Below are 14,879 nucleotides of genomic sequence, written 5' to 3'. Positions count from 1 at the left end.
AACGTAATCAATGGTAATTTATTTTGTTAATAATAAAAAATATACTTAATGTATTTCAGTTTTATTTTTTTCATTATGTGAATTAATTATAAAATATAATGTATATAATGAAAAAACGATACATTCAGGGCCGGTAATGGAGTGGTCTATCTGTATACAACCATATATAGACAACTGTATCCATAAAGACACAGTCTCTTCTTATGTGGTAACTGAACAGTGAATATATTTATGCCTATATGGACGCTGTGGCAGGGGGATTATATACGCCTAAATATGTTTAAAATGGCTAACGAAATGGAATACTCATGGCCAGAATGACCGCAGGTATGGCGTGGATGCTTTCGGCCAGTCTGGGTGCACTGCTCATCCCTTCCGCCTATGCGCAGGACACGGATCCGGACAAGGGCAAGAAGGCCCAGTCATCCGTCAGGGGCACAGGTGCCACGGATAATGCCGTAACGTCCGTCAACGCGGAAGAAATGACGGTTATCGGCCATCACCGGATGGTGGCGGGGGCAGCGGCCAACTATAACAAGAAGACTGCGAACCTTGGCCCGCTGGGCACGCGCCGCACGCTTGATACGCCCATGTCGATCATGACCGTGCCGCATGACGTGATCGTCAACCAGCAGGCGCGTAACATCAACGACCTGATGCAGTACATACCGTCGGTCCAGCTGGAAACTCGTGCTGATCCCGGCACCAGCCGCCCGCAGTCACGCGGGTTTGAGGCGGACGTGATTTCCAACAGCCGCATCGACGGCCTGAACGCGTTTACCGTAACACCCTATGCGGCCGAGCAGTTCGATAACGTGCAGGTGCTCAACGGCCTTGCCGGTGCGCTGTATGGTCCCCAGAACCCGGCGGGCACATTTGAATATGGCCTGAAGCGCCCGACTGATGAGCGCATAAACCGTCTGGTGGTTGGCGTGGATTCCATCGGCACGCTCATGGAAAATGTCGACTCGTCAGGCCGCCTTGGCAAGAATGGCTGGTTTGGTTACCGCATCAACCTGCTGCACGGTGACGGCACGACGTATGTGCAGGACAGCTGGGTGCGGCGTAATATGGTCAGTGCGGATTTCGATATCCATTTCGACCGCGACACCGTGCTTGAACTCGATGCCAGTCATTACACGTATGATGAACGTGGCATGCCTGCGGGCGTCAACCTGAACAACATGCAGCTGCCCGAAGCCCCTGATCTGAGCAAGCCGCATATGGGGCAGGATTATGCGGGCTACAACTCTGAAAACAACGTATTCCTCGCCAAGCTCAAACATCGGATCAACGATAACTGGAGCTTCGTGATCGGCGGGCTGTATCAGGATTCAGGCCGTCAGGTGTTTGAATCCGCCGATACGCTGATCAACAACCAGGGCGGTTACAAACAGACCATTTCCGCCGCCACCACGGTCAATGACTTCAAGGTCGGCAGCAACATGGCCTATATCAATGGCCATGTGCATACCGGGTTCATCAAGCATGACCTTGTCATTGGTACCAACGGCTACATGGAAGGGGGCTATAACCCCCTGAGCGGACAGAGCTACACCGCCGTTGCCTCGGCGTCGCTATATGATCCGGCGGTCGCGTCCAATGGTCCGCAGCCCTATTACAAGGGTAAGTACGAATCCCAGTACGTGCGCTATCAGTCCATGATCCTGGGGGACACGGTACATTTCAACCGTCACTGGTCCGCCATGGGTACGCTGGCATGGAGCTGGCTGGATCAGGACAGTACCGGGACCGTGACGGAAGAAGCTCCGACAAAGCAGACGGTGAATGGCTACGTTGTCTCGACCACCCACCTGGGCAAGGGAAAGACCACGAATTCGCGGGCCGATGCCGCCTTCAGCCCGATGGCCAGCCTTATCTACAAACCGGCTGACAACCAGACCGCCTACTTCACCTATGGTCGTTCATTGCAGGCCGGCACATCGGTTTCGGCTGGTGCGGTGAACAACAACCAGTTCACTTCGCCCGTGCGGAGTGAGGAGTTTGAAGTCGGCTACAAGTACATGTTCCGTAATATCCAGTTTAACGTGGCTGGTTTCCGGGCAACACGCAGCTATGCCTATATCGACCCGACATCGCATGTTTATGGTAATTTCGGCACGCAGCGGAATTATGGTGTCGAGTTCCAGGCTATGGGTCATATCACGCCACGCCTGTCCGTTATCGGCGGCATGACATGGATTGATGCGGAAGTGCTGAATACGGGCAACGCCCGGACATCCAACAAGGAAGCCGTCGGTGTCGCACCGCTTCAGGCCAACGTGCTGCTGGATTATCGTATCCCGTTCTCGCAGGGGTTTGCGCTTAACGGTCTGGCTGTCAACGCCAACGTCCATTACACGGGCCGGCGTGCGGCGGATGTGTATAACTCGACCTATGCCGGGTCTTACGTCACGCTGGATATGGGGGCGCGTTTCCCGTTCCGTGCGGCCAGGCATCCGTGGATGGCCCGTTTTGGCGTGACCAATGTTGCGAATGAACGGTACTGGTCGTCCGTTTATAACGGCACTGCTGCGGGCACGGCTGTAACGGCGGCGGGCACCAGTGCTGCCTATGCCGGTCTGCCACGCGCCTATCACTTCACGCTTGAAGCTGACTTCTAAAACCCCGCGCACCCGCTTGTGATACCGGGCGGGGGCGCGAAAGCCCGGTGGCGTTCCCATATTCCCTGCAACCATAAAGGGAAGGAACGCCACCATGACCGAACCCACCACCCCTGTAATCAAGGATTGCCCCATCGGGCTGGATGCCACAGGCACACGGCGCGAAAAGGATTCGATGGGGGAAATCGACGTCCCCGCCAACCATTACTGGGGTGCGCAGACGCAGCGCAGCCTTGTGCATTTCTCGATCGGGCGGGACCATATGCCCATCGAGGTATGCCACGCCTACGGAATCGTGAAAAAGGCGGCGGCACAGGTCAATGCGGCCGATGGGCGCATGCCGCAATGGAAGGCCGACGCCATAAGCCGTGTGGCCGATGAAGTGATTGCGGGCAGGCTGGATTCCGAATTCCCGCTGTTTGTCTGGCAGACCGGGTCCGGCACCCAGACGAACATGAACGTGAACGAGGTCATCGCCAACCGCGCCATCCAGCTTCTGGGCGGGACCATTGGTTCCAAGAAACCCGTGCATCCCAATGACGATGTCAACATGGGGCAGTCGAGCAACGATTCCTTTCCCACCGCCATGCATGTCGCAACCCTGCTGGAAATCGACAGCCGCCTGCTGCCGCGCGTGCGCGAACTGATTGAAAGCCTGCGCACGAAGGCGGAAGAATGGATGCAGGTGGTCAAGATTGGCCGTACCCACCTGCAGGACGCCGTACCCCTGACGGTGGGACAGGAATGGTCCGGCTGGGCGCAGCAGCTTGAAGATGCGCTGGAAGCGGTCGAGGCCGCACGCCCTGGCCTGCTGCAGCTTGCGGCGGGTGGAACGGCTGTGGGTACCGGCCTGAACGCCCCGCCGGGTTTCAGCCGCGCCATTGCAAAGCGCATTGCCGCACTGACCGATAAGCCGTTTGTCACCGCACCCAACAAATTTGCGGCCCTTGGCGGGCTGGACGCCATGGTACGGGCGTCAGCCGGCCTGCGCGGGGTGGCGGTCAGCCTGCTCAAGATCGCCAATGATATGCGCCTGCTAGGGTCCGGCCCGCGCTGTGGTCTTGGTGAGTTACACCTGCCGGAAAACGAACCCGGTTCCTCCATCATGCCCGGCAAGGTCAACCCGACCCAGTGCGAGGCCATGGTCATGATCTGCACGCAGGTGCTGGGCAATGACGCGACGGTGGCGTTCGCGGGCAGTCAGGGGCAGCTTGACCTGAACGTGATGCGGCCGGTCATTGTCGCCAATGTACTGCATGCCATCCGCATCCTTGCTGACGGCTGTCATAATTTCCGGGTCTTTTCGGTTGAGGGCACGACGCTCAACCGAAAGCGGATTGATTCTTACGTGGCGGGTTCCGTTATGCTGGTCACGGCGCTTAGTCCGGAGATCGGGTACGACCGGGCTTCCGCCATTGCGCATCAGGCCATGGAACATGATATCAGCCTGCGTGAGGCGGCCCTTGCTTCCGGCTTTGTCGATGGTACGACTTTCGACCGGCTTGTCCGCCCGCTGGACATGGTGGGCAAGGGCGTGGGCGGGGCCTGATCTCCAAAAGCGTTTATTTTTCAAAACAGTTTATCAGGATGGGGCGGCCCCCTGCGTGTTGACCTGTAGCGTGAACAGCGCATCGCCTGCGCACATGAACAGCATATCACGCTTGGGGCCGCCGAATGTCAGGTTCGACACCCCGCGCGGCAGGCGCAGCCGTCCGATCATGTGGCCGTGGGGGTTGTACACCACCACGCCACACAGTCCCAGCGGTCCGTTGGCCCCGCACCACAGATTGCCAAAAATATCGGTGCGCATGCCATCGGGAATCATCTGGTGGCCATTCAGCATCATGTCGGCAAAGGGGCGCAGGTTGCGCACTTCATCCCCCACCACGTCGCCCACGTGGATATGCTGGTCGCCGCCATGCCCGTCCTGTCCCGGTCCGGGCCCATCGGAAATGACATAGACGATCTTCCCGTCCGGTGAGAACGCAAGCCCGTTCGGGTCCGGCAGTTGCTGCTGTGTCAGCACGGCGCGGATATTACCGGTGGCGGGATCAACGCGGAAGACATGGTCTTCCTGCCGCCTGTGGCCGCCAAACTGGGTCACGACTTCTCCATCCAGCGTCCAGCGTTCGACGCCGCCCCGGTTGGCGGGGGCGCCGGGCGCATCAGGATGGCCTTCCACGATCGTATCGCCATAACCGGGATCGGTGAACCAGATGCTGCCATCAGGGTGGACCGCCACATCGTTGGGGGAGTTCAGCGGCGCGCCGTCGTAGCTGTCGGCCAGTACGTGGCATGACCCGTCATGGTCCCACCGGACCACGCGACGCATGCCGTGTTCGCAACTGACCAGACGACCTTCGTTATCAAAGGCGTTGCCGTTGCTGTTGTAGGAATAGTCACGAAAGACCGAAACCGCACCGTTTTCCCACAGGTAGCGGTACTGCTGGGCGCGGATCGTATCGCTCAGCAGCAGGAAGCGTCCTTCACTGTTCCATGCCGGACCTTCCAGCCATCCCCCGCCGCGCCATGCCAGTTTCAGCCCGGCATTGGCATAGGCCAGATTGCCGAAGCTCGAATCCAGCACCAGTATGTCCGGGTCAGGCAGGGGGGACACTGGCGCATCCGCCCCCCATTGCCGGGGTGGGGTCGAGATAACGCTGGCTGGTTGTGGCAGGTTCTCTACAGTTGCCGCGCGGACGCGTAGCCCACTGGCCCACAGGCCACCCGTGGCCAGCCCACCGGCAAGTATGGCACGCCGGCCGGGATGGAGTACAGGGGGGGCTGGCGGCATGAAAATGTCTTTCTGCTGTGTGGTCATGAATAAGGAACTGTTTTGAAAATCACTTACTGATGAATGAAAATTTTTGGGCGCCGCCTTTTTGAAGATTTTTGAAAAAAGCTTTGCCAAAAAACTTCTTGTTTGTTTGCAGTATTTTCAAGCAGTTCTTATCAGTTTTCGATGTTCTGCAGGACTTCAAAGCCCTCGAACACCGGGGGACCGGCCATAAGCGGCTTGCGGTTGCCCGCATGGGCGTGGGCGGCGCGGAACTGTTCCGACTGCGTCCAGCCGACAAAGGCTTCATAGGATTCCCATACGGTGTGCGAGGCATAGAGGATATGATCCTCATGCGTCGGGCCCTTGAGGAACTGGAAACTGACAAAACCGGGCACGGTGCGCAGGTGGATTTCGCGCCCCAGCCAGCGTTCACGGAATTCCTGTTCGTTTTCAGGCGGGATACGGAAACGGTTCATGGCAATGTACATGCTGTGTTTCTCCTGTTTCGGCAGCCGGACTGGCCCTAGCGGCCGCCGGACACCGTCATCACACTTCCTGTCATATACGATGATGCTGGGGACAGGAGGAAGGCCACCGCCTGCGCGATTTCATCCACATGACCCACGCGCCCCATGGGAACTACGGTTTCCGCCAGCTTCGCGGTTTCCGGTGGCACCATGTCGGTTGCGGTCAGGCCGGGGGCGACCGCGTTGACGCGTATGCCTTCGCGCGCGACTTCGTTGGCCAGGCCACGGGTAAAGGTTTCGACCGCCGCCTTGGTCGCGGCATAGGGCACCAGACCCGGCAGCCCCCCCAGGCGCGCTGCGACCGATGACAGGTTCACGATTACCCCGCCCTTGCCGCCATGGCGGGTGGACATGCGGCGCACGGCTTCGCCCGATGCCAGCATGGTGGCGCGGATATTGATGTTGAACAGGGCATCCAGTGTTTCGGCGGTCTGTTCATCAACCCGTACTTTCGTGCCGGTAATGCCCGCATTGTTAACCAGTCCTGCAAGCGGCCCGAGCGCGCCGGCGCGTTCAAACAGGGCATGGATTTCTTCAGGTTTCGATATATCGGCCCGGATCGCCAGTGCGCGATCACCGTGTGCCGTGATGGTACGCGCCAGTTCTTCGGCCGGGGCGGCGTTGGCGGAATAATTGATGACGACGGCATGGCCTTCACGTGCAAGCAGGCTGCTTATGGCATGGCCGATGCCCTGGCTGCCTCCCGTCACGATCACGACGCCGGGTGATTGCGCGGGGGTGGAATTGACGCTGTTCATGAACCCGTCCTGCCTGCTTGCTGAATGTCAGATGGGCAATCATAGACCCGAGGGCGACCATGCAAACAGGAAACATGGCCGCCCGCAGGTCATGGGCGTATATCAGCCATCCAGTCGCGACAGGTGGGGCAGCAGGTCGGACAGGCCCTTGATGGTGGCGCTGTGGGATAATCCCGTCTCGTCGGAGAAACGCTTGATGACCGGTGCGGGGATCAGCCGGGTCACCACATTTTCATCGACCGGGGTGTTGGTCGGGTGGTTTTCCCATTGCGTGACCTGGGCTTCCAGTCCCTCCTTGCGCGCCCGCTCGTGCAGTTCGCGTCGTCCGGGGCTGCTGGCGTCGCCCATATAGGCGATGACCGCACTCATGAGACCCGACGTATCGCCGCGCGCGCCCGTCAGCACATCCGCAACCTTGCCTGCTGCATGTCCGATCTGGTCCGTTGCTGGATTGGTCATGGTGGTGTGCTCCTTTAATCAGTGGTCGGGGATACCGGGGCCAACGTGGGGCAAGCCGGTTTTGTCCCATCACGGATTTATGAAGATGGGAATGAAGCCCCCGCGGGAACTTTTTCAGGCCCGTCCATTCATCATCTTCTGATGGCAGTCCTGCATGGATGTGTCTTGACTCCGGCGGCAAACTGCAATGCGCTGGATGATATAACAAAAATTGTCATGTCATTCCTGAAGGGAGACAGCCCGATGCAATGCATTCCCGCCGTGCGCCGTTACGGGGCGCATGGCCTGATCTGGATAGCCCATTTTGCCATGGCCGTCGTACTGGCCAGTGTCAGTGCCCACGCCGCAGGGCGCGAGGACCAGGCCAGCGCCTGCAAGAATGATGTGTTCCGGCTGTGCTTTCTTGACATTCCGAATGAAAAACTGATGACGGAATGCCTGGAAAGCAAGCTCAGCCAGCTTTCTCCAAAATGCCGCGCCATGTTCGAGGATGATGAGGCACAGGACGCGGAACACAAGCAGGAAGACGCTGCCGTGGCCCGGGAAGTCGCACCCACGCATTGAACGCGTGATCGCAAAAGTCGCGCGTATTTGACGTGTCGGGGGATTGTGTCCCACACAGGGCCGCAACGACTGTCCATCCACCCGACCGGAATACAGCCCAACCATGTCTGACTGCGCCCCGACCATCATGTGGTTTCGCGACGACCTGCGCCTTGCGGACAATTCCGCCCTGTGTGACGCCACGTCACGGGGGCCGGTCGTGTGCCTGTATGTCCATGATCCGGCATTCCCACTGGGTGGGGCCGAAAAATGGTGGCTGCATGGCGCGCTGTCGGCACTGGACCACGATCTGCGCGCGCAGGGTGGCCAGTTATGCATCATGGCGGGGGATACACACGAAAGCGTATCATGGCTGGTTGGGCAGGTCAGTGCGCGGGCAGTGGTGTGGAACCGGCGTTATGGTCCCCATGGCCGGCAGGTGGACGCGGAGATCAAGGCGACGCTGAAGGCACGCGGCATTGATGCGTGCAGCCACCCCGGCAACATGCTGCATGAACCGTGGCAGGTCCGGACCAGACAGGGTACGCCCTTTCGCGTATTCACGCCATGGTGGCGCGCGATGCAGGCCAAGGGGCCGCCCCTGCCGCCCCTGCCCGCCCCCGACCGGCCTGCTTTTGCCGTGGTCCCATCTGTCGTCAGGGACCGTCTGGTAACGCCTGGGGATCTGGGTCTGCTGCCGGTGCGGCCGGACTGGGCGCAGGGATTGCGTGCGCAATGGCAACCGGGTGAAGGGGCAGCCCATGCCCGGCTGGATGCCTTTATTGCGGAACAGGTCCATGGCTATTCCACCCAGCGCGAACTGCCCGCGCAACCTGCCACGTCGGGACTGTCGCCCTCCCTGCGCTTTGGTCATGTCTCTTCCCGGCAGATCTGGCATGCGGTGGATGCTACGGGGCAGGGAGATCAGGATATCGCCTGTTTCCTCAGTGAGGTGGGATGGCGTGATTTCGCGCATGCGACCCTGTTTGACTTTCCCGATTTGGGCACCCGTAACCTGCGCCCTGAATACGACGCCATGCCGTGGCGGCACGATCCGGCAGCCCTGCGGGCGTGGCAGATGGGGAAAACCGGCTATCCCATCATTGATGCGGGTATGCGTGAGTTATGGCACACGGGCTGGATGCATAATCGCGTGCGGATGGTCGTGGCGTCGTTCCTGACCAAGCACCTGCTGCTTGACTGGCGTGTGGGTGCGGCGTGGTTTGCCGATACGCTGGTGGATGCAGATGCCGCCAGCAACCCGTTCAACTGGCAATGGGTTGCAGGCTGCGGGCTGGATGCCGCCCCCTATTTCCGGATATTCAATCCTGTCTCGCAGGGGGAGAAATTCGATCCTGCAGGCGAATATGTGCGTCAGTGGCTGCCGGAAATCGCCCATCTGTCTGATAAACACATCCATGCCCCATGGAAGGCCGGATCATCCGTCCCCCGTGGGTATCCCGCGCCCATCGTCGATCTTGCCGGCGCGCGCGCGCGCGCGCTTGCCGCATGGAAAACCCTATAATATCTGGTGGATGCCATGCACGTTCGGGTTATTCAGGAATTTCAGTATCAAATGTGCAAGTTTACGAACTGTTATAACATAGTAAAAATCATATAAATTAAATACAATATGAAACATATCGAACATTTTTAAAGGACATTTTATGTTATATTCTTGAGATCGATATAAAATTTTTAATTCTGAGTTTTTTATAAAACATATTTGGAAAATCTTATTCAGCATCTTTCCTGCAGGGGGGCATGCGGATGTAACAGGGGATGGCACGACATGGGCAGGCAATATGGTTCTGCAACGGCTGTTTCATACAGCCAGGGGCAGATAACCTTTGGCGCGGGTCATTTTGACATGGCCATGATCCGGCTGGCCCTGGCCCGGTCCCGTCGGGAAAGCAGCCAGCCGTGCCCTGCCCACCTGCAATCCATCCTTGCCTGTCGCGGTGCGTGGCTGAGTCTGAATTTGTCTGAACTGCATGAATGGAACCAGGGGCTTTTTGGTCTTGATGGCGGGACGATCGTCATCAACCATTCCATTTCGGATACCGTCACCATCCTGCCGGTTGAAATACGGCCTGGCGGCGGCAGCCTGATATTCAGTGATGCGGAAAAAACGGGGGGAACCCTGCTGATCCACCTGACGCGTGCGCACAAATCCCATGCCTGTGTGCAACTGGTATTTCAGAACTGTACCCGGCAGTTTGCCTGCTATGATCCCATGACAGACATGACCCTTGTCGGGCTGGTGCCGGATGGTGAAAAACCCGATGGCTGGATAGCTGTGCGCCTGAATGGCAACCCGTGGCAGATTGCCCATTCGGACGCATATGAAGACACGCGCGCGCCCGGCCTGAAACGTGAATGGCAGGCGGGTGAACACGATACGGTCATCCTGCGCCTGCCTGCCTGACCGCGGGGCGGGAACGAATCACGAAAAAGCGAAGACTCTGCATTTTCATGCCCTGAGTCCCAAAAAATCAACAGACTTATCCACAGGCCTTCGATGCAAATTCAGGCTTGCGAATCTGGATTCGTGTTGCGGTAAAGAGACAATAAATGGCTATTTTCCGCCATGAGAACGATTCCCCCGCTTTCTTTTCCGGCCACTTTATGCAAGTGGCTGCGGGAATCGGAACAGTTCAGGTCAAAAAAATCCACACCTGACCAGTCTGTTTATGCGCCCCGCCATCAGGCGTCCCTGTCATGTTCCATATGGGGGTAGGCTGCACAGTACAGATCAAACTGGCCCTGAATTTCGGTAGGAAAACTTTCACTGCATACCATGTCGAAACGGGCATGCAGCGATCGCCGGATCCAGACCTCGAACGGTGTGGAACGGCGGCGTTCATACGGCTGTCCGGTTTCATATCGTTCTGACATGGAGTGCCTCCCTGTCCGCCCATGGTGTCATGCGGGGGAAACGGTCTGGGTGGCACGACAGTTGCCATGCATTTCCGTCCCCCCGCATGACTCATGTGTAACCGTTCAGGCCGCCATGTGATCCAGTAATGGGATGCCGGTCGTCCGTGACATGTGCTGGCAATACGCCCGGACTGGCGCAGGCCAGTCGAGTCCGGCGACGATTGTCAGGCTGCGCAGGTGGGCAAACAGGTGGATATCATCGGTGGATAACGTGGCGTTGACCGCATCGGGGCGCTGGATCAGGCCAGCCAGACGGACAAGGCTGGCATTCATGCTGGCCCGCAGGTCGGCACTTTCAGCCAGACATGTGCCGAAGGGACCGAGCATGGCTTCCTTGTTTTCGATAAAATACAGCCGTGCGCCGGTCGTTGCGAATTCTGCAAAGGGAGCAGCCGCAAACCGGGGCAGCGCCAGACGGATGAAGGCCTGCTGCCCGTCACGTATCCACTGGCCTATTTCCGGGCGTGTTGGCCCGGTCAGCAGGGGATGGCCATCCATGGCGTCGACATGGGCGACGATATCCATGCTTTCGCCCATGAAATGCCCGTCCGTTTCCAGTATGGGCACCATCTTGCGCCCGATCATCCGGGTTGGCGTGGCCACGTCGTCATTAAGCAGCACCACGTCCGTGACCGGCAGATGCTTGAGTCCGAAAATGATCCGGGCTTTCACGCAGAACGGGCAATGATCGTAGATATAAAGTTTCATGTGAATTTTCAGGAACGGTGCAGTGATGCAATCTTGCGATCGGTCTTGTACTGGCTCAGCGCATAAACTGACCAGATTGCGGCTGGAATCCACCCGATCACGGTTATCTGCAGGACAAGGCAGATGATGCCGGCAAAGGGGCGGCCAATCGTAAAGAACTGCAGCCACGGTAGCAGGAGGGCAAGGATAAGCCGCATGATTGATCTCCACAGACATGCCCGGCTGGGCGGAACAGATCATAACCTAGCGTGAATCGTCGTCCGGCACAGCCCGGATACCGGTTTGTGCAGCACTATGAAATACGTGCCTTGGGGCCGGTCCGCGCAGCTTCGCCGCATGGATCCTGCACGCCCGGGCCGTCACAGCCATAAAACGGCGCTTTCCCGCCCCGGGTTGCGTCTTTTTCCACCAGTGGGCACGGGCGTATCGCGATGCGGTATGCCCTTTCTTTTGGAACCGGTTCGCGATAAAAACACTTCGATGGAAAACGCGTCGGATACACAATCGGCACCCGGTGGGCGTCGGAATTTCCTTGGGCTTGTCACTGCCGCCACGGCTGCCGCCGGTGCGGGCGCATGCCTGTGGCCCTTCCTGCAAAGCCTTGCCCCGCGCGACAGTGCGGCGGCACACCTGCCGGTTGACGTGGATATATCGGCCCTGCCGCCGGGACAGCAGATTGTCGTGACATGGCAGGGCAAGCCGGTCTTCATTACCCACCGCACGCCCGAATCCCTTGCGGCCCTGCAGGACGCCGCCCTGACCGGACGGCTGCGTGACGGGCAGTCCAATGACCAGCAGCAGCCGCCATATGCAAAGAACTGGCACCGTTCGCTGGATCCGCGCTTTGGCGTGGTGGTGGGTATCTGCACCCATCTGGGCTGCGTGCCTGCTTACAGACCCCTGCCCGAAGGGCAGGGGGGCGGCAACTGGCCGGGTGGATATGCGTGTCCCTGTCATGGATCGAAATTCGATCTGGCCGGCCGTGTGTTCCGTGGCGCGCCCGCCCCATATAATCTGCCGGTCCCGCCATACAGCATGCCGTCGCCCACCGTTATCCGGCTGGGTGAAAATCCGGCGGGACAGGATTTCGATTTCGCCGGTATCCAGCAGCTCTGAACCGGTGATCTAGCGTACGGGTTTCAGGTGCAGGTCCATGGTATAGATCGCAACCGGCAGCCGCAGGCGCGAGACGCCATCGGGCTGGAATGTCGCGGTCCGGTCCAGCTGCACGGCGGGTATCCACAACACACCATGGCTGTCTATCCACATGGCGTCAGCCCAGATCAGCCGCCTGTCATGGATCAGTGTGCCGGTCTTTCCCTGTGGTGTAATGCGCAGGATACTTAACCTGTTCACATCCGACACATACAGGTTGCCATCCCCGTCAATGGCGGTGCCCCCCGTTGTTGGCGTGTCATGGAACAGCGTCACGGCATGGGACAGATCGGCAGTCGACAGGTCCGGGTTTTCCAGTGCCGCCGTGGGCACCACCCACATCGGACCGGAACTGGGCTGGTAATAGAGTTTCCGCCCGTCAGGGGAGACTTCCAGCTGGTCGGCATGGATTCGCACCTGCTGACCATGGGCTACCAGCATGTGGCCTTCGGCATACATCGGGCGCTCATCCGTGGTTGAACGGTCATGCGCCAGCACACGTCGCTGCGCCCCGGTGGACAGGTTGACCACCACCAGCGCCGGATCTCCCGCGTCGGTCACAAAAACCGTATCCCCGTGGAAGCGGATGTCATCCATATAGCTGTGCGGCGTGCTGGTCGCCCGGAGTGAGATGGCATGCATCACGCGGCCGGTCGTTATGTCAAACGCCAGCAGGCGTGCCGGTGCGCCATTGTGGGGGCTTGGCGGCCCACCCACGTTTGCGTCCCCTGAATCCACAATCCATAACAGTCCGTCCGGGCCAATGCGCAGGGCGTTGACGCGTACGAAGGGCCGCAGGTCGCCCGTTGTCCCGTCGGGATGGTTCCAGCGTAAGTCGGGGAAGGCATGGGGCTGGCCGTTCGCATCGATTTCAGCAACGGTAGGGCCGCTGCCACCCCCGCCCCAATAGGGGAAGGAGACGAAGGTGCGCCCGTTATCGGCAACCGCCACGGCGTTCAGGACACGGTTGGATGTCCATTGCACATGCAGTTTTTCATGTGCCCATGCCGGATCGTGCCATGTAATGGACGCCGCGATGGCCAGAAAAAGTGACAGGAACACGCCCCGCAGGCGCTTACCGGTGGTCTGCATGCTCCCAGCATATCATTACGTGGGGTAATCAGTCATCACGGCTATGTGTCGACAGGATCCCACATGCCATGGGCGGCATGTGGGACAGGCATTCAGGCTGCCGGGGCGGGGGCTGCCATCTGGCCCAGTGCGGCGCGCAGCTTGTTCTCGTTTTCCGGGGAAAGCGATGTCTGCAGCACGCGGGCATGGCCCTTGAACTCACGCAGGTCGGCCAGAACCTTGTCGGGCTGGGACTTGCGCACCAGAACGAACAGCGCCGACGTGTTGGCCGGGATGGTAGCGCCCAGCGACTTGATGAAATTGTCGTCAATGCCGTAGTCGGACATCTTGCCCGCAATCGCGCCCGCACCGGCACCCACGATGCTGCCTGCGACAAAACCCGCCAGCGGATTCAGGCACAGCAGGCCAACCAGCGCGCCCCAGAACCCGCCCGAGAACAGGCCGTATGATGCACCGACCTTTTCCAGGTTGACGCTCTGCTGCAGGTGCAGCTTGCCATCAGCGGTGCGGACGACAACAACCGCATCCTCCAGATCCAGCAGGTATTCCTTTTCCAGTTTCTTGCATTCGGTCAGGGCAGCCGTGGCTTCGTCCTGGCTGTCAAAACCGATAACGATCAGATCGGACATGGGGTACTCCGTTTCATATATCCGCCACCGGCCCGTAGTGGCGGATGGTTGTTGTGATATTACATGGATATACCCTTCATGCCGTGGCGGTTTTTGGGCATGGATGCCCCCGATGGGGTGCAGGTCTGACACGGTTGCGGCAGCCGGGTGCCCACCCCATCTGTCATGATGCGTGCCATCACGGACAGGATGGCGAACCGTAACCCTGTTCCATGTGTTGTCTGTAAGCCAGGGTGTCACGTACCCATGTATTGCAAAGGAAAGGGAAACCGATGTCCCGTTTCATGAATGATGATGACCGTCCCGATCATGCCGGCGAAGGCAAGCACGGTACCGCGCGCAGGCTGGCGGAAGCCGGACTGAAGGCCGAGCGTGCGGGCGATCAGGCTCGTGCCGATGAACTGTTTGACGAAGCCGAGCGGACTGACCCGGAAGCACTGGAAAATGTGCTGATGGAAAATCCCGCCCCCCGTCGTCGCGTATCAGGGCGCGGATTTGGTGATGACGCTGCTGTCGCACGCATGAGCCGCACTGTGGAACCCGATACGGACGCCCCGTCGCGTGCCGGGATTACGGATGAGGGAAGTGGTGCTGATTCCGAACGGCGGTAAGGAATTATTTAAATCCAATAAAAATTTCTGGATGTCGCCTTTGTTTAAAAAGGC

16 protein-coding genes are annotated in these 14,879 nt (G+C 59.0%); 7 read left to right on the top strand and 9 right to left on the bottom strand.

Annotated features, from left to right (window positions below):
* The first annotated feature begins 317 nt into the window (after nucleotides 1-317).
* Together ACE2AA_RS10810 and fumC are read left to right on the top strand one after the other, a co-directional pair.
* Nucleotides 318-2,624 carry a TonB-dependent receptor gene (locus ACE2AA_RS10810; protein ID WP_141261377.1) on the top strand — a complete coding sequence of 769 codons (2,307 nt, stop codon included), beginning with the start codon at nucleotides 318-320 and terminating at the stop codon, nucleotides 2,622-2,624.
* A gap of 94 nt (nucleotides 2,625-2,718) precedes the next feature.
* A complete protein-coding gene (gene fumC, locus ACE2AA_RS10805) occupies nucleotides 2,719-4,173 on the top strand; it encodes a class II fumarate hydratase (RefSeq protein ID WP_141261365.1) in 1,455 nt (484 codons plus the stop codon).
* A 33-nt stretch (nucleotides 4,174-4,206) separates the two neighbouring features.
* On the opposite strand, the gene ACE2AA_RS10800 is transcribed toward fumC, so the two are convergent.
* The 4 genes from ACE2AA_RS10800 to ACE2AA_RS10785 all read right to left on the bottom strand — a co-directional run bounded on the left by ACE2AA_RS10800 (nucleotide 4,207) and on the right by ACE2AA_RS10785 (nucleotide 7,147).
* A complete protein-coding gene (locus tag ACE2AA_RS10800; protein ID WP_141261364.1) occupies nucleotides 4,207-5,418 on the bottom strand; it encodes an SMP-30/gluconolactonase/LRE family protein in 1,212 nt (403 codons plus the stop codon).
* Between the two features lie 158 nt (nucleotides 5,419-5,576).
* The gene (locus ACE2AA_RS10795) at nucleotides 5,577-5,891 is read right to left on the bottom strand and encodes an antibiotic biosynthesis monooxygenase (protein WP_141261363.1); all 315 of its coding nucleotides are present in this window, start codon (nucleotides 5,889-5,891) and stop codon (nucleotides 5,577-5,579) included.
* A gap of 35 nt (nucleotides 5,892-5,926) precedes the next feature.
* Complete coding sequence (locus ACE2AA_RS10790; RefSeq protein WP_395369741.1) at nucleotides 5,927-6,688, bottom strand: SDR family NAD(P)-dependent oxidoreductase; 762 nt, start codon at nucleotides 6,686-6,688, stop codon at nucleotides 5,927-5,929.
* 102 nt (nucleotides 6,689-6,790) lie between these two features.
* Nucleotides 6,791-7,147, bottom strand: a complete 357-nt coding sequence (locus ACE2AA_RS10785; RefSeq protein ID WP_141261361.1) for a YidB family protein — start codon at nucleotides 7,145-7,147, stop codon at nucleotides 6,791-6,793.
* A gap of 243 nt (nucleotides 7,148-7,390) precedes the next feature.
* On the opposite strand from ACE2AA_RS10785, the gene ACE2AA_RS10780 reads away from it, so the two are divergent.
* The 3 genes from ACE2AA_RS10780 (at nucleotide 7,391) to ACE2AA_RS10770 (ending at nucleotide 10,118) form a co-directional block, all read left to right on the top strand.
* The gene (locus tag ACE2AA_RS10780) at nucleotides 7,391-7,711 is read left to right on the top strand and encodes a hypothetical protein (protein ID WP_395369739.1); all 321 of its coding nucleotides are present in this window, start codon (nucleotides 7,391-7,393) and stop codon (nucleotides 7,709-7,711) included.
* Between the two features lie 103 nt (nucleotides 7,712-7,814).
* On the top strand, nucleotides 7,815-9,215 hold the full coding sequence (locus ACE2AA_RS10775) for a cryptochrome/photolyase family protein (protein ID WP_395369737.1): 1,401 nt from the start codon (nucleotides 7,815-7,817) through the stop codon (nucleotides 9,213-9,215).
* A gap of 267 nt (nucleotides 9,216-9,482) precedes the next feature.
* Complete coding sequence (locus ACE2AA_RS10770) at nucleotides 9,483-10,118, top strand: hypothetical protein (RefSeq protein ID WP_395369736.1); 636 nt, start codon at nucleotides 9,483-9,485, stop codon at nucleotides 10,116-10,118.
* A 278-nt stretch (nucleotides 10,119-10,396) separates the two neighbouring features.
* Here the strand turns inward: ACE2AA_RS10770 and ACE2AA_RS10765 are convergent, their stop codons facing one another.
* The 3 genes from ACE2AA_RS10765 to ACE2AA_RS10755 all read right to left on the bottom strand — a co-directional run bounded on the left by ACE2AA_RS10765 (nucleotide 10,397) and on the right by ACE2AA_RS10755 (nucleotide 11,535).
* Complete coding sequence (locus ACE2AA_RS10765; protein WP_141261357.1) at nucleotides 10,397-10,588, bottom strand: hypothetical protein; 192 nt, start codon at nucleotides 10,586-10,588, stop codon at nucleotides 10,397-10,399.
* 105 nt (nucleotides 10,589-10,693) lie between these two features.
* A complete protein-coding gene (gene grxB, locus ACE2AA_RS10760) occupies nucleotides 10,694-11,338 on the bottom strand; it encodes a glutaredoxin 2 (protein ID WP_141261356.1) in 645 nt (214 codons plus the stop codon).
* Nucleotides 11,339-11,346: 8 nt separating this feature from the next.
* A complete protein-coding gene (locus tag ACE2AA_RS10755) occupies nucleotides 11,347-11,535 on the bottom strand; it encodes a YqaE/Pmp3 family membrane protein (RefSeq protein ID WP_141261355.1) in 189 nt (62 codons plus the stop codon).
* 283 nt (nucleotides 11,536-11,818) lie between these two features.
* On the opposite strand from ACE2AA_RS10755, the gene petA reads away from it, so the two are divergent.
* Nucleotides 11,819-12,454 carry a ubiquinol-cytochrome c reductase iron-sulfur subunit gene (gene petA, locus ACE2AA_RS10750; RefSeq protein ID WP_141261354.1) on the top strand — a complete coding sequence of 212 codons (636 nt, stop codon included), beginning with the start codon at nucleotides 11,819-11,821 and terminating at the stop codon, nucleotides 12,452-12,454.
* A 9-nt stretch (nucleotides 12,455-12,463) separates the two neighbouring features.
* Here the strand turns inward: petA and ACE2AA_RS10745 are convergent, their stop codons facing one another.
* Both ACE2AA_RS10745 and ACE2AA_RS10740 read right to left on the bottom strand, forming a co-directional pair.
* On the bottom strand, nucleotides 12,464-13,585 hold the full coding sequence (locus ACE2AA_RS10745) for an L-dopachrome tautomerase-related protein (RefSeq protein WP_395369733.1): 1,122 nt from the start codon (nucleotides 13,583-13,585) through the stop codon (nucleotides 12,464-12,466).
* Nucleotides 13,586-13,677: 92 nt separating this feature from the next.
* Complete coding sequence (locus tag ACE2AA_RS10740) at nucleotides 13,678-14,214, bottom strand: DUF1269 domain-containing protein (RefSeq protein ID WP_141261352.1); 537 nt, start codon at nucleotides 14,212-14,214, stop codon at nucleotides 13,678-13,680.
* Nucleotides 14,215-14,486: 272 nt separating this feature from the next.
* Between ACE2AA_RS10740 and ACE2AA_RS10735 the strand changes: the two genes are divergently transcribed.
* Nucleotides 14,487-14,825 carry a hypothetical protein gene (locus ACE2AA_RS10735; RefSeq protein ID WP_141261351.1) on the top strand — a complete coding sequence of 113 codons (339 nt, stop codon included), beginning with the start codon at nucleotides 14,487-14,489 and terminating at the stop codon, nucleotides 14,823-14,825.
* Nucleotides 14,826-14,879: the final 54 nt, after the last annotated feature.

It is taken from the genome of Komagataeibacter diospyri (assembly GCF_043995075.1).
GTDB classification, from domain to species: Bacteria; Pseudomonadota; Alphaproteobacteria; order Acetobacterales; family Acetobacteraceae; genus Komagataeibacter; species Komagataeibacter diospyri.
Note: the sequence above shows the minus strand (reverse complement) of the source record. Positions and strands in the feature narration are given on the sequence as shown.